The 19604-nt window shown below is 46.7% G+C and carries 14 protein-coding genes; 4 read left to right on the forward strand and 10 right to left on the reverse strand.

Annotated features, from left to right (window positions below; genetic code table 11):
• Positions 1-42: 42 nt before the first annotated feature.
• From KTO58_RS24945 to KTO58_RS24960, 4 genes are all read right to left on the reverse strand, one after another.
• Complete coding sequence (locus tag KTO58_RS24945) at positions 43-1542, reverse strand: RagB/SusD family nutrient uptake outer membrane protein (RefSeq protein ID WP_198315120.1); 1500 nt, start codon at positions 1540-1542, stop codon at positions 43-45.
• A 34-nt stretch (positions 1543-1576) separates the two neighbouring features.
• Entirely contained in the window at positions 1577-5065 is a 3489-nt protein-coding gene (locus KTO58_RS24950; protein ID WP_095836799.1) for a SusC/RagA family TonB-linked outer membrane protein, read from the reverse strand.
• Positions 5066-5256: 191 nt separating this feature from the next.
• Positions 5257-6114 carry a FecR family protein gene (locus KTO58_RS24955; RefSeq protein WP_095836798.1) on the reverse strand — a complete coding sequence of 286 codons (858 nt, stop codon included), beginning with the start codon at positions 6112-6114 and terminating at the stop codon, positions 5257-5259.
• A 67-nt stretch (positions 6115-6181) separates the two neighbouring features.
• Complete coding sequence (locus tag KTO58_RS24960) at positions 6182-6718, reverse strand: RNA polymerase sigma factor (RefSeq protein ID WP_225860275.1); 537 nt, start codon at positions 6716-6718, stop codon at positions 6182-6184.
• A gap of 271 nt (positions 6719-6989) precedes the next feature.
• Here KTO58_RS24960 and KTO58_RS24965 point away from each other — a divergent pair, with 271 nt between their 5' ends.
• Positions 6990-8183 (forward strand): DUF5009 domain-containing protein, encoded by a 1194-nt coding sequence (locus KTO58_RS24965; protein WP_095836796.1) that lies wholly within the window; start codon positions 6990-6992, stop codon positions 8181-8183.
• On the opposite strand, the gene KTO58_RS24970 is transcribed toward KTO58_RS24965, so the two are convergent.
• Positions 8178-8705, reverse strand: a complete 528-nt coding sequence (locus KTO58_RS24970; RefSeq protein ID WP_095836795.1) for a cupin domain-containing protein — start codon at positions 8703-8705, stop codon at positions 8178-8180. The genes KTO58_RS24965 and KTO58_RS24970 overlap by 6 nt on opposite strands.
• Positions 8706-8989: 284 nt before the next feature.
• Between KTO58_RS24970 and KTO58_RS24975 the strand changes: the two genes are divergently transcribed.
• Both KTO58_RS24975 and KTO58_RS24980 read left to right on the forward strand, forming a co-directional pair.
• A complete protein-coding gene (locus tag KTO58_RS24975) occupies positions 8990-9229 on the forward strand; it encodes a hypothetical protein (protein ID WP_157752749.1) in 240 nt (79 codons plus the stop codon).
• Between the two features lie 47 nt (positions 9230-9276).
• The gene (locus tag KTO58_RS24980) at positions 9277-9528 is read left to right on the forward strand and encodes a hypothetical protein (RefSeq protein WP_095836793.1); all 252 of its coding nucleotides are present in this window, start codon (positions 9277-9279) and stop codon (positions 9526-9528) included.
• 1 nt (position 9529) lies between these two features.
• On the opposite strand, the gene KTO58_RS24985 is transcribed toward KTO58_RS24980, so the two are convergent.
• Together KTO58_RS24985 and kefF are read right to left on the reverse strand one after the other, a co-directional pair.
• Entirely contained in the window at positions 9530-11416 is a 1887-nt protein-coding gene (locus KTO58_RS24985) for a monovalent cation:proton antiporter-2 (CPA2) family protein (protein WP_095836792.1), read from the reverse strand.
• 10 nt (positions 11417-11426) lie between these two features.
• Complete coding sequence (gene kefF, locus KTO58_RS24990; protein ID WP_095836791.1) at positions 11427-11972, reverse strand: glutathione-regulated potassium-efflux system oxidoreductase KefF; 546 nt, start codon at positions 11970-11972, stop codon at positions 11427-11429.
• A 79-nt stretch (positions 11973-12051) separates the two neighbouring features.
• Between kefF and KTO58_RS24995 the strand changes: the two genes are divergently transcribed.
• Positions 12052-13614, forward strand: a complete 1563-nt coding sequence (locus tag KTO58_RS24995) for a PAS domain-containing sensor histidine kinase (RefSeq protein WP_095836790.1) — start codon at positions 12052-12054, stop codon at positions 13612-13614.
• Positions 13615-13618: 4 nt separating this feature from the next.
• Here the strand turns inward: KTO58_RS24995 and KTO58_RS25000 are convergent, their stop codons facing one another.
• The 3 genes from KTO58_RS25000 to KTO58_RS25010 form a co-directional block, all read right to left on the reverse strand.
• Positions 13619-15472: a chloride channel protein gene (locus KTO58_RS25000; protein WP_095836789.1), complete on the reverse strand. Its 1854-nt coding sequence runs from the start codon at positions 15470-15472 to the stop codon at positions 13619-13621.
• A gap of 85 nt (positions 15473-15557) precedes the next feature.
• On the reverse strand, positions 15558-16466 hold the full coding sequence (locus tag KTO58_RS25005) for a transglutaminase domain-containing protein (protein WP_225859909.1): 909 nt from the start codon (positions 16464-16466) through the stop codon (positions 15558-15560).
• Positions 16467-16602: 136 nt separating this feature from the next.
• Positions 16603-19182, reverse strand: coding sequence for an NACHT domain-containing protein (locus KTO58_RS25010; protein WP_095836788.1), 2580 nt, complete (start codon positions 19180-19182; stop codon positions 16603-16605).
• Between the last annotated feature and the right edge of the window lie 422 nt (positions 19183-19604).

Genomic DNA, 19604 nt, shown 5'->3' on the forward strand with positions numbered 1-19604 from the left:
CCGGGCTTCTTTTCTAGTTCACGACGTGTTAAATGGCTGCTTTTAATACCCATCGTTCTGGGTGAGTCGGGAGTTTACATCCCTTTCTCCTTGCGGTATAGGCATAAACCGATGTTTGGCAGTAATGTTGGTTTTGCCGGAGGCTTTCATCACATTAATGAAGTAGTTGGGATCAGGATGTCTCAACAGATCATACCAGCGATGCATCTCAAAAGCAAATTCCACGCGGCGTTCCAGGTATATTTTTTCGAGGTAGGCAGCATCGCTGAGGCCGGCCGGCAGCGGGTCTAATCCTGCCCGGGCCCTTACCTCATCTACATATGGCTTACCAGCGCCAGGGCCGGCGGCCTCTGCGTAGATCAGCAATACTTCGCTGTACCGCATTACCGGTACATTCAATGCGCAGCTCCATCCGCCACCGTCGCCGGAGGTGTTGGATGCCGGTACGAAGTATTTGCGGATGTTATATCCACGGGGGCTACCTACGAGGTTGTCCGGCTGTGTATAGTTGCCGAATTTATCACCCGGCATCCACATGCTGGCAGGTCTCCTTTTATCTTTGATATTACCGCTGCCATCCCTTTCAAATTTGCTTACCAGGTCTTCTGTCGGGATGTTCCAGCCATATCCTTCTGACTGTACAACGTTCTGATCGCGGGGGGCGAAGAAACAGTTCATTTTCTGGCCGGGGCCGTTGTCGCTCCATTGTTCGCCACCATTACGGTATTGTACTTCGAACAGGGATTCGTCGCTGTTCTCATGTAGGAGGTCGAAGTTCCATCCGTAGTTATCATTGAGGTGATAGATACCAGCATCGATAACCTGGCGGGCGGTGGTGGCGGCATTAGGTTTATCTTTCAGGGTCAGGTATACGCTGGCCAGTACGCCTTTGGCGGCGCCCCAGGTAGCACGACCCAGGTCGTCTCCACCGTAGTTGTTGGGAAGGTCGTTGGCTGCTTTGGCCAGGTCCTGTTTGATCAGGTCATATATCTGATTGATCTCTGCACGCTCTACCTGGCGGGATTCGGCGTCGGTAAGTACGGTAGTGATCAGCGGTACTTTGCCGAACAGGCGTACCAGCTGGTAGTAATAGTAGGCACGCAGGAAATAGGCCTCTCCTACTGTCCGCTTGCGGATGGGCTCAGAGATCGTGGTGATAGTCGGGATCTTATTGATGACCAGGTTAGCGCGGAAGATGCCGATATAACACTGCTTCCACATGAGGCTTACCACCGGGTTGAAAGGCGTAACGCTGAAGTTGTCCAATTCGGCCGTCTCCAGGCCGTCTCCGCCACCACCACCACCGAGGTCGGTATCATCACTCATAATATCGCCCAGGTGCCAGGCTGCGCCGTTATAGATGACCTGTAAGGGCTGATAGGCGGCGGTTACCGCCTGGATGGCATCTTCGTCGGTCTTATAAAATCTTTCTTCCGGAATGAAGTTGTTAGGCTGCACGTTCAGAAAATCCTTGGAGCAGCTGCTCAGCCACAGACAGAGCAGGGCCGCGCCGATATATTTTTTGTATTGGATAAGCTGCATAGCTAATTTTTTTAAGTATCTACGGTCAGTAGGATCAGAAATCGACATTAATACCAAACTGGAAGGTGCGAGCCTGCGGATAATAACCATAGTCTACACCATCGCCCACCTCGGGGTCGATACCACTGTATTTGGTAAAGGTGGCCAGATTCTGTACGCTGGTGTACAGTTGTATTTTTTGCAAATGTGCATAGGAGGTCCAGCGTTGTGGCAGCCGATAGGACAACCGTACGTTTTTGATACGCAGATAAGAGCCATTTTCTACAAAGCGGTCGGATACACGCTGATTCTGGTTAGGATCGTTTTGTATCATACGGGGCATGCTATTGCTGGTACCAGGCCCTGTCCAGCGCTCCAGCACTTTCTGACTGTAGTTACCATTGCTTACACCACCCTCGGTATACCAGCGGGTGAAGTTGAGTACTTTATTACCCTGTGACCCCTGCAGGAAGATGCTGAGATCAAAACCTTTAAAGGAGAAGTTGTTGGTAAAGCCGTAGGTGAAGGTAGGATACTGATTACCCAGGTTGGTACGGTCTTCATCGTTGATGACACCATCGCCATTGATATCTACAAAACGGATATCGCCGGGTGCGGTGCTGGTAGTAGGATCTGTACCAGGTACCTGTACAGCATGTTTATTCACTTCATCCCAGGTCTGGAAGATACCATCTGTTTTAAAACCATAGAAGTAGAAGGCAGGCATGCCGGCAGAGATACGTTTGGCCCCACCTGTGATACGCTGGAATTCCTGGTTGATGGGAGAGCTTTTACCCAGCGAGGTCACTTTGTTACGATAGGCAGCTACCACGATCTGGGAAGACCATTTGAAGTCCTTACCATCAACGTTAACGGTGTTCAAGGCAACATCCACCCCTTTGTTCTGCATCAGACCGGTATTGGTGGCTGTAGGATCGATATAACCGGATACGCCGGCAGGAGATACCAGCAATAACAGGTCTTTGGATTTACGTACATACCAGTCCACGGAACCGGATATACGGCCATCCAGTATAGAGAGGTCTACACCGATATTCAGTTGTTCGTTCATTTCCCACTTTACCAATGGATTGGCGTAGGTAGTAGGGGCTGCGCCACCGGTAGCGCCACCGCTGCCGCTGCTGTTGCCGAATACGTACTGCAAGCCTGTATTGATCTTGGTTAGATAAGTAAAGGTGGGGATGTTCTGGTTGCCATTGAAACCATAGCTCACGCGTAGTTTGAGGTCGTCAAACAGGCGCTGTTGTTTCATGAAAGATTCCTGTGTAACCCTCCATGCGGCGGAGAAGGAGGGCATATTGGTAAAGCGGTGATTAGCGGCGAAATTGGAAGAGCCATCCCGTCTTAAGCTGGCGGAGAATAGGTATCTGTCTTTAAAATCGTAGTTCACACGACCGATATAAGAGATAAGGCGGTTGCGGCCAAAGCTGCTGAAGTTGTCGATCTGGGAGAGATCTTTTAAGGTAACGGCGCCATTATCCAGTACTGGCATATCTATTCTGCCATAACCATTACGGGAGGCATTCAGTGAGCTGAATTGGTTGTCCTGGGCGGTATAGCCGAGGAGTACGCCTACGCGATGCTGACCGAAAGTGCGGTTGTAATCCAGGGTTAGCTCACTCAACCAACTAGGGTCGAGATTGCTGGCTTCATTCAGCCGGGTGATGGTAATGGGAGCACCACCGGTAGCTGGCGTCGCCGGGTAGAAGTCTTTGCGGGCGGCATGCAGCAGGTCGGCGCCTACATTGGCTTTAAACTTCAGGTGATCGGTAATGAGGTATTCTGCAAACACGTTACCGGTGATGCGGTAGCGGGTATAAGCACGCTGAGGTACCTCAAGATTATACACAGCATCTGGTTCTCCGAAGCCATCTTCGCTGAGGCCGCCGGCATAGGAGCCATCAGGATTTTTAGGACGTACGGTAGGAGGTGCTGTCAGGGCCAGCAGGATGGTACTGTTGAAAGGATCGGTAGATTCGATACCATGTTCTACGGTGCGGCTCATGCTGAGGCTGTTGCCTACTTTGAGGCGTTTGCTGGCTTGCAGGTCGCCGTTAAAACGGAGGTTGAAACGTTCGAAGTCGCTGTTGCGGATGATACCATTCTGTTTGAAGTATCCCCCGGATAAAGCATATTGGGCTTTTTCACTGCCGCCGGTAACGCTCAGGTTCACGCTTTGCATAGGCGCCTGCCGGAAGATCTCTTTCATCCAGTTCGTACCCTGACCATACTTTTGTTCGATCGCATTGGGATCTACCAGTTTAGGGATAGGGTCTAATCCGCTGGCTTTACGGGCCTCTGTGTTGATAACAGCATAGTCTTTGGCATTCAGCATTTTAGGCAAACGCCAGGCTTCCTGTATACCGCGGTATACATCTACGTTGATATTTGCACGGCCTGCTTTTCCTCTCTTGGTAGTGATCATGATGACACCGTTAGAACCACGGGTACCATAGATCGCAGAGGCGGCGGCATCTTTCAGTACGTCGATAGAGGCGATATCATTCGGAGAGAAGCTGTTCAGGATATTATCTGCATCCTGATCGGGCAACGGAAATCCGTCGAGTACGATCAGCGGATTATTAGTACTGGTGAGTGATGAGATACCACGTATACGTATCTGGGTACCACCGCCGCCACCCGGCACGCCGGAATTTTGTACGATTGTTACACCGGAAACGCGACCCTGTAATGCCTGCCCTGCATCCGCTACTGGAGTGGCGGATATCTCTTTGGAGGTGACAGAGCTGATAGAGCTGGTCAGGTCTTTACGACGACGGGTCCCATAACCTACTACCACTACTTCGCTTAAGGCTTCATTGCTGACAGCCAGCTGTATATTGATATTACGTTGGTCCTTTACGACTATCTCCTGGCTGGTGAAACCGATGGCAGAAAATACCAGTACGGCATCATTGCTGTTCACATCGATATGATACTGCCCCTGCGCATCTGTTTTAGCGCCGTTGCGGGTATTCTTTACCAATACGGTAGCGCCGATAACGGGTTGTCCATCCTTTTCATCCAATACTTTACCTGTGATAGCACGTTTGCGGAGTGTATCTGACACCTGAGTAGTGGCCGTAGCAGAATTGACGGTATTGAGCGAGAGGGGTTCTCCTCCTTCCGTCACCTGCTGGGAGGGTGTTTTCGGGCCATATTTGGCACCTTCGACGATCGCATAGGTGTTATCATATACTTTACGATAGTCCAGGGAAAAGGGCTTTAACAGGTCGTCCAGTAAAGGTTCGAGTTTTTTATACCTGGAGATCTCAAACTGTACGGCAGCATCAGGGAGGATACCTGCTTTATACACAAAGTCTACTTTAAATACCTTGCGGGCAGTGGCGAGAATATCTGCTACTGTTTGGCGCTGATTGCCTACCGGCCAATGTTTTTCAGTCCCGGTCGGTTGGGAAGATGCATTGGAGGGAACGGCAGTTGCTGGTAAGACAAAACCAGCCATCAGGCACGCTGTGAAAGGAAAAAAGGTCGTTGGCATACCTTTCTTTCTTTTTTTCATAAGCGATCATTTTTTTATTGGTGATAAAATGGAACTTCCATGGCGCACCATCAGTACCATGGGTCGCTGTATTTCAGCTACAGGTATAGCATATAATTAAGTGTCGTAAAATATGTAACGTGTACGCATGTGGTAACGATTTTGGTTGTCCGCGAAATACTACAAGTGTGTTTGATTGATGTCCTGTCCGTCTACTGCTTATACACAAAGATCACCTGATCCTTTACTTCTGTCTTGATATGTAAGGCTACTTCCATCGTTTGCAGGAATTGGTTGATATCCCTGATCTTCAGGTCTCCACTTAATGATAGTTGTTGCAGGGAAGGGTCGGCAAATTGCATTTCCATACCATAATAGCGTTGGATGAAAACGGCTACTTCCGCCATAGAAGTACCATTGAAGTGGAAAGAGTGATTGGTCCAGTTGCTGAACCGCTCTACGTGTTGCTGGTGTTTGATACTATAATCGCGGCCTTTGATCTCTACCACATCGCCGGGAGCCATCACGATCGGTTGCTTATGCAGGCTGAGCAACTCTTTGGAACTTAACTGTACCTTACCTTCATTCAGGGCGATGGATGCTTTTTCTGTGCGGTTATTCACATTGAACTTCGTACCTAACACTTCTATCCGCAGATCGTTGGAGTGAACGATAAACCGGCTGTCGGACTTGGTATGGGTGACTTCAAAATAAGCCTCTCCGCTCAACCATACTTCCCGGCTGCTGCTATTCCACCGTGGCGGATAGCGTAGGGAGGAGTGAGCGCTCAATACTACGACAGAACCATCCGGTAAGGTCACCCTTTCTATATTACCATAATTAGTACGACGCTCCTGCCAGGCAAACTGCCAGGTCCAGATGCCATATCCCAATAATAGCAGGATGACACTGTAGACGGTCATCGCCATCAGGCGTTTCCGCCTGCGATGAACAGTACGGTCCGCAATACCATAATAGATAGCCTGCCAGCTATGCCTTACCTGCTCCGGATCAGGAGCGGCAGGTTTATTAAATCGGAATGGCCAGTTATCGGATGGCTGTTCGTCCATAATGCTGCTTTTTCTCTAAGACACGTAGTCTGAAAAAATATACTCAGCCAGGCAAAAAAAATTGAAATTAAATGACGAGGAAGCCAAAAAAGGAGGATAATCCCATCTTTCGCAGGGAAGTAATGGCTCGCTGCACCAGGTTGAGTGCACTTTGATAGTTCAGGTGCATGATCTGAGCGATCTGCTCATAAGAGAGGTCTTCGAAATACCGCAGATAGATAATCTCCCGCTGGCGCTGGGGTAACTGGTTGAGTGCCAGTTGTATCTTTTGACGCATGGCCTGGTCGGTCTCCTGCTCTACCAATATATCTTCCTGTGAAAAGACGATATCGGGTGTCCGGTTAAACTGTACCTGCAGCCAGTTGCTTTTTAACTGTCTTAACTGGTTTAATACCTGGTTACGAAGTGCCCGCAGCAGGTAAGCCTTTACATTTTGTATGGGCCGGATACGTTGGCGTTTCAGCCAGAGACGAATGAATAACTCTTGCACCGCATCCTCAGCCAGTGCCGGCTCCTGGAGCATGCGTAACGCATATTGATACAGCGAACCGTACATATACTGATGGATTTCAGCAAATGCCTCCTGGCTCCCGGAAAGGAACATATTCCACTTTTCCAGCAGCTGCTGTAGGTTCGTTATTTCTGGATCAGGGATCAGCACTGTACAGGATGACTAATTAATGGCATAAAAAATACTCATTTATTCTTGATATCTATGCTATTTTATTAGTTACAGGCCTCAGATGGGCATTTTACTATTGTTATAAGCTAAAAAAATAAAGGGACAATACCAGCTGGATTTATCAGTGCCCCTTTTTTTCTTGAATAATTATTGCGCGCTGAGTATCTTTTTCGAAATTTAGTGTCTTTATACCATGATCAACCAACTAAATACGCAGCGGATATTATCTATCGATGCCTTACGTGGTATCACCATATTGGTAATGATATTTGTAAATGAAGTGGCCGGCGTCGGTGGGATCCCTCCTTGGATGAAACATATGCCGGCAGATGCGGATGCTATGACCTTTGTGGATGTCGTGTTCCCTTCTTTCCTGTTTATTGTAGGTATGTCCATCCCTTTTGCGATTAACAATCGTATAGCCAAAGGGGATAACGTCTGGCAATTGCAGATACATATTATATGGAGAACGATAGGTTTGCTGGTGCTCGGTGTCTTTATGGTCAATACGGAAGGAGGATATAATGAGGCTGCTATGGGTATGTCTATATCGCTTTGGGCGTTCTTGTTTTATGTATCAGCAATATTGGTATGGAATGTCTATACATTTAAGAATAAGATCTTTACCTACATCTGCAAAGCCGCCGGCGTGATCGGATTGGTATCGCTGGCGGCTATTTACCGTGCCGGAGAGTCGGGTACAGCATATATGCAGCCGCATTGGTGGGGTATTCTCGGATTGATAGGGTGGGCCTATTTGGCGAGTAGCTTGTTGTATCAGTTATGGAGAGGGCGTATCTGGGGATTGTTTTTATCGATAGTGATCTGTACGGGTATCTATATAATTGGCAGCTGGCCGGGTGCTGATGCTGCGGGCCTGGGATGGACTGAGATGCTGAAAGGGCATGCTGCCCATACTTCCATTGTACTGAGCGGAATGGTATTATCGCTTATTTTCTTTGATCAGCAGAAAGCGCGTACGTCGCAACAACGTTTTACACAGGCATTCGTTTTCACTGCGGTATTATTCATCGCGGGCTATGTATTACGGCCGTATTATACCATCTCCAAGATTTGGGCTACCCCTACCTGGTGTTTTTACAGTGCCGGCATATGCAGCCTGCTGTTCGCGTTCCTCTACTGGCTGATAGACCTGCAAAAGCAGAGCAGTTGGACCAGCTTCCTGCGTCCTGCCGCTGCTAATCCCTTACTCATTTACATTCTGCCAGGGATACTGTATAACCTTTGGCATATTCTGCATATCAGCTTTCCGCCCGAAATGTTCCGCTACGGCCTTCCGGGCATCATCTGGTGCGCAGCATATGCCATACTGCTGATGTGGGTTGTAAAAGGACTAAACAAACTGAAGATAAGATTGCAGCTATAATTGCCAAAGCGATAGCAACGGCCCGTCGCCACCATGAACGGGGTCCGTATCCGGCAGTGGAAGGGCACTAATCCGCTCGTCTGCTGCCGGACGCTCTACGGTCCTACCCCTCAGAATATCATATTGCTCCTGTCCCGGAGGGTAAGCCCCTACGCAATGGAAATCATGACTGCTACCCAGGTTGCAATGCGCCACACCTGCAGGTATTACCAGTACATCTCCCCTGCTAAGCTCCAGTAAGATGCCCTTAGGGCCACCCAGTTGCACCTGGGCCATACCCCCATATATACCCAGTACCTCATGCGAGGTGCTGTGATAATGATGGAAATCATAAATACCATTACGCCAGTCTCCACCCCAGCCATTGTTACGGAAAAGCTGCTCTATAACTGACGCCGTAGCTTTATCTGCCTGCAGGGCGCCTTTATATAAGACCACCGGTAATATACTATTAGGGTAAGTGCCGTCATCCTGTAACTTGTAGGTCTGTAGTGCACCGGACAATAGATTCGTTGTTTTCATATAGGTCCGATCGTTTTATTCCATAACATTTATATCAAGTCATGTACCATTCGACCGGCTATCAGCTGGTAGCATTTCTACGACGGTTCAGCCCGTTAGGGTGTGGCGACATCGGACAGCCTGGATCGTTTTACAGACCACGCTTGTAGAAATTAATCTACAGACCACCCGCTATCTGCGTGCCTTCCTCTTAGGGAATGGCAATGGCATCCCGTTTGTAAAATCTGATTACAGTGAACAGGGCTAAAATGATTTCTATTCTCGACTATAAAAAACAACCCCCCATGAGAAAAATAGCGCTCGCTGCTGTTGCTATCGGCGCCATTCTGGTAATATTAGCACAGTATGCTATAACAAATGATTGGATGTGGTTTAAGGTATTTCATACGCTGGGTTTTGCCGGGTATATTTTTATTATTAGCGCAGCGGCGTACTTCTCGCTGGAATTCATCCACCGGATGTCAAGAGACGAGCGGGTGCGCATGCGTAGGTATGTACCAAAAGAAAGGGAAGAGAATGTATAATGTGCTGAATTTGTTTACATTTACCGGGCAATAAATGCTTGTCAGCTTTGGATAATTTCAATCTTAAATTTCAATACAAAGGTCAGCCGCATATACTGGAAGTACATCCACAAGGACAAGGCTATAAACAAGTGTATAAGGTTACTATTGCAGAGCATGAAGTAACTTTTGAACACGATGAAGACAGCAGCTTGCGTGCCATAGTAGACAAAGGGGCCCACGAGGTGAAGCTGGACGTCGGATTGCTTGAGGAAGTAGCCCGCCTGATAGAAGATCACCTTATTTCCGGACAGCAGTAATTTACTCTTTAGCTGGCTGTTCCTCTTCCGCCTCTGCAATAAGGCTCTTTTCATCCCATCCGGGGGATACAGATTCCCATCTTTTTACCTGGTCAGTGGCCATCAGCTTTTCCAACTCTTCGATCCTCTCTTTTACTGTATTGATGTAAAGCTTTTTATCGTCACGGATGGCGGATAGTCCTTTCAATGCTTTTTCGTCCTGTTTCAGGAAAGTGCCGGCTGCCCGTTGAGCCTGATAGGCGCGGAAACCTAACATACGTAAAGCGTCAACTCCCATCCGGAGAGAGGTGTCTACCGTTTCCCGGTAAATATGTATTACCCCCAACTCCATCAGGTCAAAAGTATCGGGGATATGTTCTGCTTTTACCAGCATTTGCAGGTTAGGAAAATATTTCCGGACCATCCTGACGACATCCAGCGTCTGTTCCACCGTATCCATCGCGATGATGATCACCTTCGCATCAGCAGCTCCCGCCGCTGCCAGCAGGTCATACCTGGAAGCATCTCCATAATATACTTTGATGCCGAGATTATGTAGCGCATCTACGCGGTCAGAATCCAGATCAAGAATAGTCGCCTTTACACCATTGGCACGTAAGAAACGGCCAGTAATATTACCAAAACGCCCGAAGCCGGCGATAATAACGGGATTTTTTTCCTGGATCTCATCGGCCTCCCGGTCATTCTCCTCCGATCTCGTAAAGCGCGGTTGTACCAGCTTCTCATAAGCCAGCATGATCAACGGTGTAAGTGCCATACTGATCGCTACCACCGCCGTTAAGATACTGGTAGTCTCCTTGGGAAAGATTTGCGCTTGTAGTGTAAATGATAATAATACGAATGCGAACTCGCCGATCTGAGCAAGGGCAAATCCGAAAAGTAAATTCTGATCGGTGCTCAGCCGGAAGATTTTACCCAGACAAAGCAATACCAGCGCCTTTAGCACTATTACGCTGGCAACAATACCCAATATCAGCCAGGGCTGTGTCAATAATAACTGAAAATCTATTGAGGCGCCTACTGCCATGAAAAATAAACCCAGCAATAATCCTTTAAAAGGTTCTATATCGCTCTCCAGCTCATGTCTGTATTCACTATTAGCCAACACTACCCCGCCGAGGAAAGCGCCCAATGCGGGACTTAACCCTACGAGTGTCATTAAGACAGATATTGACACGACGATCAGCAAAGCACTGGCAGTAAACAGTTCTCTTACGCGGGTACGTGCTATTACACGCATTAGTGGCCGGATAAGGAATCGTCCTGCTATAATGATCGTAATCACAGCGCCAAGTACCACCAACGTCTGCGCCCATGCGGGAAGGTGTGCCTGTAAAGTATTGCCATGATCTGCTGTGGCGGGCGCTGTAGGCGCCAGCAAAGGGAAGATGGCGAGCATCGGGATCACCGCAATATCCTGGAATAGTAATACAGAAAAGGCACTTTGCCCTGCAGCAGTACCCAATAGCCCCTTCTCTTTCATACTTTGTAATACAATAGCCGTAGAAGAAAGCGAGAGGATCATGCCCAATGCCAGCGATGCATTGAACGAAAGTCCGCTTAAAAGGGCGAGCCCACCTGCTATTACAGTGGTAAGTATCACCTGCAGCCCTCCCAGCCCCAGTATGGGAGCCCTTAGCTTCCAGAGCAGATCCGGTTCCAGCTCAATCCCGATAAGGAACAACATCATCACCACACCAAATTCGGCAAAGTGCATAATGTCTTGCCCCTCTGCACCAATAAATCCCATAATACCAGGACCGATGATTACCCCTGCCAGCAAATAGCCCAATACAGAACCTAATCCCAGTTTTTTTGCCAACGGCACAAAAACAATTGCTGCCGTCAGGTATATCATTGCAGTAAAGAAAAACGAATGCTGGTCCATGCTGTAATTTTTATTGGGTTAAAGGAGCGTCGCGTAACTGCTCCAGCCACTGCCGGTATGCACCGGCCTGCGTCCGTATGTCTGCCACATCCATCCGGTGGGTGCCTTGCACCACATAAGGAGGCAGATAATGCATATTACAAAGCGCTGCCGTTTGTACATAGGGCAGTAGGAAGGATTCCAAAGGGTGGCCATGTTTCGCACCTGGTTGATAAGTGTCCGTAGCGCCTCCGGTACTGAGTACATTACTCATAGACTTACCGACCAGCGAACGACCGGTATGTCCGTAAGCCCAACCATGCTCCAGGACGAGGTCCTGCCATTGTTTCATCAGTGCAGGAGCGCTATACCAATAAAGAGGGTGCTGGAATAAGATGATATCATGCCGGAGCAATAAGGCCTGCTCACGTTTTACATCTACGTTAAAATCGGGATAAGCCTCATACAGATCCTGCACTGTCACTCCTGGTATATGTTTTGCAGTCTGCAGTAATTGTATTTGTACTCTGGATTTCTCCAAGGCAGGATGCGCAAATAATATAAGTATGTTTGCCATGCAGCCTGCAATTTATGAATAATAAAACCTTTTTCCTTGCTACCTTGCAAGGAACCCGGGTCATTAAATTGGGTGTTATATGTCAGCCTATCCGCCACTAGCGTTATATTTTGATACCTTACAGCATGATACTCCTTTGTGGCAACAGCTGATAGATCATTTCCCGGCTTCAGTATATATCACAGCGATGGATGGCTATCGTATCGTTTCTGCCAACGAACGGGCGACAGGATTGCTGGGATATACCTTGCAACAGACAGAAAGTAGTATTGCAGATATATTCTCACCGGAAGACTGGAAGCTGTTACTTCCCTCTCTGGAACTGCTCAAACGGCAGGAACAATCCTGTATCAATGCGATCCGGCAACTGAAAGCAGAAAATGGCAGCTCCCGTCTGGGTCATATCACGGTATTTATTACCGGAAGCCCCGATACCGCCTTGCACCTGGTATGGATCATTCAGGATGTTACCGGGCAAATGGAAAAAGGAGAACTGCTCAGGACCACACAGGAACTGGTCTGCGAAATAGAAGACCTGTTGCAATTCGGAAGCTGGACATGGTGGCCCGAAGATAATAATGTACAATGGTCCGATGGGATCTATAAACTACTCGGATATGAGAGGACTAGTCTTCCCCGGGAACCCGACTTCAGCCTTTATATGAGCCATGTGTCTGAGGAAGATGCTGACTGGGTAAATGCTGCGCTCTATAAGGCCGTGAGTCAGAAAGAGCCATTTGAAATGGAGTATGATCTGCTCGACCAGGCGGGCAAACGCAAAAAGATACATGCCAAAGGGAAGTACGTTTATGATCACGAACGTAAGCAGGACCGCTTTATCGGCGTATTGAGAGATATCAGTACTGTGTGGCAGCTTGAACAGGATCGGAAAAGATATATCCAGGATCTGCGACGTTCCAATAAGGAACTGGAAGAGTTCGCGTATGTAGCCTCCCATGATCTGCAGGAACCCTTACGTAAAATACTGACATTCGGAGATCTACTCAATAATCGCTATCGCGAACAGCTTGGTAACGATGGCAAACAATATATCGACCGGATGATGAAGGCGTCGCAGCATATGCAACAGCTGATAAATGACCTGCTTACCTTGTCCCGTATCTCCAGCAGAAAACCAGATACCACCAGCGTTAAACTGGATGAGGTATTACAGGGGGTACTGGCCGATATGGAAGAAACTATCCGGGAAAATAACGCAGAAATCATCATACATCCATTACCGGAAATAAAAGGATACCATGTGCAATTCCAGCAGCTGTTCACAAACCTGCTCGGCAATGCTGTCAAATTCCGTGATAAAGAAAGGCCACCGCGTATTGAGGTCAGCTGCAGAATACTGAATTATCAGGAAGTAGTAGCGCTATTGTTGGATGTGAAACATACCTGGTATGAGATCACAGTCGCCGACAACGGGATTGGATTCGAGAATATACATAGTCACCGCATCTTCCAGGTATTCCAACGCCTACATGGCAAAACCGAATACCCGGGTACTGGCCTGGGACTCTCTATCTGTCAGAAAATAATCGAAAATCATGGTGGAAAGATCAGCGCAACCGGCATACCCGGGGAAGGCGCCCGGTTCATCATCCATTTGCCGGATACCGGCCTTACTGATTAAATCACTAGTCATTCTCAGAGTACTCCTGCAATAAAAGCCGGTATTTATTTAATATCCTGGATTTAGAAAGGAACCCGACGAGTTTGTTGTCTTGCACCACAGGAAGCGTCCATACCTGCGTTTCATCGAAGCGTGCAATGACGTCTGCTACATTATCCCCGGCATGTATGATCGCCGGAGGCGCCTTCATCAGATCCTTGACCGTCAGCGTATCATAATGTTCCTGGTTGAACATGATGGGCCGTATATCCTCCAGTGTAATAATACCCTCCAGCAGTAGCTGTTCGTTGACCACAGCGATCATATTACGTTTGCCCTGTTTGATCAACTCTATCAGCTCCCGTAAAGTGGCATACAGATCAATTTGCTGTATATCCTTTTCAATAAGATCCTCCAGTTGCAGCCTTGTAAGGAGGTTTTTATCATGGGCCTTTGTGAAGATCTTACCAGCATCCGCCAGCTGTTTGAACTCCGGAGAGATAGGTGAAAACCACTTTGCCATCAGGAAGGAGGTGGTCGAGACGATCATCAATGGAATAAACAGATCATAGCCCGAGCTGGATTCTGCTATCAGGAACGTGGCTGTCAACGGTGCATAAAGCACACCACTCATCACCCCCGCCATACCCACGATCACCAGATTGGTGACCGGCACATCCGTAATACCCAATTGGGTACACAACATAGCAAAGAAATAACCAAGGAAGCCACCGGCAAAAAGCGATGGCGCAAAATTACCGCCGTTGCCGCCAGCATGAATGGTAATAGAAGTAGCGAAAACTTTAAGCAAACAAACACAGCCGGTAAACGCCAGGATCAGCCAGCTCTTCGCAGGTAAGTAACGGAAGAAACTATTTTGTATGATCCATTCTGTATCGCCGGTAGCCAGCGATTTAATGCTTGCGTATCCTTCCCCGAATAAAGGAGGTAATAACACACATAACAGGGATACCAGCAGGCCGCCAAGAATGGCCTTTTGTAACTTGGAACGCTGAAGTTTGGCAAACCGGTGCTCCACCCATTGCGAGATAACCACGAAGTAACGGGCATAGAAGCCACTTAATAATCCTAGTAGTATGTAAAAAGGTATATTCCTGTAATTGAAAGGTTGACGTGACTCAAAATGGAATAACACATCTTCCTGTAAGATGATCTTCGACAGCAAACTACCACACACCGCTGCCAGGATGAGCGGGATAAAGTCTGAGAAAACCACACCGGTAAGTAAGATTTCGAATGCGAACATCATCCCGGCGATAGGAGCATTAAAAGCAGCGGCAATACCGGCAGTAGCACCTGCAGCAAGTAACAGCGTACGTTCCTTATACCCTAAATGGTAAGTACGGGCATAATTAGAGCCAATTGCTGCACCTGTTACAGCAATAGGGCTTTCCAGCCCGGCGGAGCCTCCAAGTCCTACTGTAATCGCACTTTGAACGATCTGTGAATACATCTTAACCGCCGGGATCAGGCTGGAATTCTGGGCTATTTCATACAAGATGGCAGGAATGCCTTTCCTGGACTGCCCTTTGAAAAACCAAATGACAACAAGCGTAGTAAGCAGGATGCCTAAAAATGGAAAGACAACATAAAAAACGATCTGCGTGCTGAAATGCACCTTGTGTGTGATGATATAATGGATATAGTGCACCAGCATCTTCAGGACAACGCCTGCCAGTCCGGCAGCACATCCTACCAGCATACCGGATAAGATGAGAAATTGGTTGCGGTTTAGTTTACTATGCAACCAATGAATGATCAGCTCATAACTTTTAACCTTTTTCAGGCTGTACTGCTCGAAATCCTTCTTGAATCGAAAGAATCCATGATGCTTACGGAGGAAGTTAAAATTGCTCATACGCTTCAGATGCCTGTTTCAGATTGTTTCAATTTTAAAGCCAAGGAGCAAAGGTCTGCCTCAAATACTCAAATTCCAAAGTAAATTATAGCTCTATCAAAGCATACACCTTATCGTTCATATAAGGTCCGCCAGGTCTTCTGGCAGTATAGTCCAGGTTGATCCAATACTCTCCTTTCATCTCGTGGTAGTAGATCTCTTTGACAGGAGGATGTGGAAAAAGAGTGATGATAGCCTGTTTCATAATCTCAAAATCCTCCTTGCTACCACAATAAAGTTCGGGATAGGCATGTCCCTTGATCAAAACAATACGGCAACGGGCACCTATGGACTGCAGACACGAAGCCATCAGAATAGAATGGTCATCACAATCCCCCCCCAGGCCATTAAGGATAGTTTCCCGGGGAGTAGCAAAATATTCATCCCGCCTGGAGTCATTAACATATTTGAAATTCCGGTTAATGAACTGGAATAGGGAAAGGAATCGTACTATTTTACCATACTTGGGAAAATACTCATCGAATTCTGCCGTAGAATGGCGGACGGAGAAATTACGCACCAGGGAGTCTTTATAATCCACTTTTTCTCTTATGCCCCGTACCGTCTTGTCACGGTAAGTCTCTACCCTCCGGGGGTAAAAGCTAAGGATGTCCAGTTGTTTACTCTCTTTTGCTCCCCAGTTACCCTGAACCATACCCTTATAATCATTTAACACATTGGTAAAGGAGTAATTATTCGTCAGGTTGTTGAAAGCCAATATACAGCAAAGTATCACGAAGGTAGGGACGATCAGTGGGCGGAAAAACCATAGTAATAAACGCGTAAACAGAAAAGCGGTAATGACGGATACAAAAAGATCCAGGTGCCAGCCGGCAACGATAATCGTAGGGATATACCGGTTAATAAAGGGCGCTAATGGCAGCACTGTGAGAAGACTCAACAGATGGAACAGGGAGCGCTGGAAGGTGGTGTATTTACTTTCATCAATGGCCATTACGCTATGCAATAACACAAAATTATGCCAGAATAACAAGCAATTTGTTGCAAGAAAACCCCACCGATACCCTTGAAAATAAAAAAGGGGCTGTCTCCATAAAAGGATGACAACCCCATGAAAAGAAGCGTCTTTATCAGAAGTTCTGTACTGCGCCCAACAGCTTGCTTACCTGTTTAAACGAGGTACTTTTCCGGATCAGGTCGATTTGTTGCAAAGCAGAATCTTGCTGTTTGTCCATCCGTAACTGGGTGTAAATACGGTGGAGCAGACTGAAGTTCATGAGTGCCAGTAACTTATAATCTTGTTTTTGGGCAGTCTCCATAGCGTATTCAGCAATCCGGACTGCTTTGTTGTATTCTTTTTCTGTGTAATATATGTGAGCATGGATGATCTTCTGTAAAGTCTCCAGGTGGCGGCCGTTGAAAAAGTCCACTGCGTACCGTTTCAATACCTGGTCTGCGTGTCGGATGATCCGTTCGGCGACCTGTGTATTACCCATGCCTACATGAGCAGATGCCTGCCATATCAGTAACATCATGCGGAAAGAATCCGTTTTCTTATAAGGCAACGATGGATAATTTTCAAACATGCGTTGCGTAAAATTCAACAAATGACTATAATCTTCCAGTAGCATGAACACAATACCGATAGACCGATATACAATTTCCTGGGCTACGGACAACTTCTGCTGTCCCGATCCATCCCAGAAATACATATAATTGTAAATCTTCGCTTTGACCTCCTCGTTTACGATACCAAACTTAAGATATTCGTAAATAAACAGATACACTTCATAAGGAGTGACCCAAACCTCGTCCGCCAGGTCGTCGGGTGCGTATATTTTACGGATATTATTCAGCTCTATCTCGGCTTGCTCAGCATCCAGCTGCATTAATGACATAATGAACAGCAGGCTTCTGATCTTCAATCGGTCTTCCGGCATTTCAGCCAAACCTAACAAAGCACCTAAAATTTTCCGCTTGCCGTAATGTACAAACTCATCACTGATAAACAGGTTAAGCGGTAATTTTTTGAAGAATCCACTGGGGAAGATGGACTTGAGTTCCACCTGTTTATTGCCTTCATGTTGGTAATGCAATACAAGATATTCCAGTAAAGAGGACTTCTCCATATTTGATAATGGCAGATAGAACATCTTATGAATGCTGGGCATCTGCGCGTGAGTAATAGCATATCTGAGCAGCCATTTGAACACACTTACCCGGAAAGTGGACTGAGGCAGATGCTGTAATACCCTTTGCAATACCTCCGCCGATATCTCTTGCCCACTTTCCTGTATATAATGCATCGCCGTGAAATACTCCAATAAAAAGTTATGGGCAAACCGCACTTTTACATTGAACATGATCTCCTGGCTAAGATTCTCCTCTACTAATATATTATCAGCCAGTAGCTCCTTATATGCAGGGAAAAGATCCGGGTTCTGGTTAAGTAACAGGTTTTTATCAGTGTATTGACCACTGCGTCCCAGGTCTAATAATTGCAGGAGCTGCTCTATGATCTTGATCTTAAAGGTGTTACTCTGACTGCTGAATACCCGGTTCTGTATGAACTTGGATACTATTTCAAATAAGCTGAGATGCTCGTTGACGGAGGATTGCCCAGGGCCTGTATTCAACTGACAGAATAACTGCAGATAATAAGGATACCGTAACTTCTGAAGGAACCCTTCACTAAAGGAGCGTACGGTAGCCGGATCAAATTGATGATTGTACAGGATGGACTTGACCTCTGCCTCTGAAAGAAGCGGGATATTAATATTGGTTTCCTCATCCATATCCGGACCCAGGTACCAATACCGCCGGAATGCAGGGTACTGCAAAGAATGCTGGAATATATCCGACCAGGTGCTGCTCCGGATCGAAAGGATCACTTTGATCCAGGGGAACAGGTCATTGGAATAAACGAAATCTTCCAGTTTGGTATACAGCAAACGTAACTTCTCTCCTGCCACCGCAATTTCATCAAAGCCATCTATTATCAGGATAAGCCGGCCAGACTTTTTGTCCAGGTGTTTGGCAAAATATTCCCGTAAATTCTCACCATTGCCCAGGTTAAGCTGATTATCCAACCAAGTCGCCAGCGAAAAACCCTTTAAGAGAAGACTACCCGCTGCGTGAGCATGAATAAACCAGCAAATGTCCTGCTTATGGATCGCATCTTTTCCAAACCAGAAATGCTCCGCCAGGTGCACCAGGGTAACAGATTTACCCCAGCCTGAAGGCGCCACCAACGCAGTAGCGGCATAGTCACTTTCCAGGAAACGTTCGATATGGGAAATACAGAATTGACGTGGCACAGTCTGGCCAAAAGAAATACCGGACCTGTTTTTCAAAGTCAACATGGTATAATGGGATACCGCATCTGCCTTGGTCTTCAGATCAGACCACTCACTACGGGTCTTCTCCGGAACGCCGTTTAATTCCTGATAATAATGATGCTGAAAATCCTCCCAGTCTTTAAAATTACAATACTGGGATAACGTGTTGAGGGTATAACGTGAAAAACTATGTTGGGCAACAGCAAACCCGAACACTCGTTTGAGTGTCGTTTCGCTTACCAACTTGGTTGTTGTAGCAGAAATAGATTCCGAAAGACGTTTACAGTCTCCCGGGAGCATCACATCCACACCAAATCTCCGTAAGACTTCTTTTTGCAACGTTATGATAAAGTCATAGGATAGATCTATCATAATCCAGGGGGCCTAATAAGTAAATTAATAATGGATTCAGGTACTCGATTAGTTACGTAATTGCTCCACTCTTAGATTTTTGGTCATCTGGAAGATAGTAAATGCCTTTTATGTATGATGGACTATATTATATATAAATTATAACAAATGGTTTGTTGCTAATAAACAATATTTTAAAGAGTTTATTTTATATATATGAGTATAAATAAAAGATTTTTTTGCTATATAAGGAAGGAGGAAAGAAGGAACTCCGGAAAAAAAACGTATAAATCCACGGTAAAAACTGCGTAAAAAGACCTTTAAGTGTAAAAATGAACAAAATGAACAGATAGTACTTAAAAGAATAAAGAATAGCTCGCTAAGAATGAATGAATAAAAAGAGACTTCCGATGCATCACCATTGATGCTACTTTCGTACCAAT

This window comes from Chitinophaga pendula, from assembly GCF_020386615.1.
GTDB lineage: Bacteria > Bacteroidota > Bacteroidia > Chitinophagales > Chitinophagaceae > Chitinophaga > Chitinophaga pendula.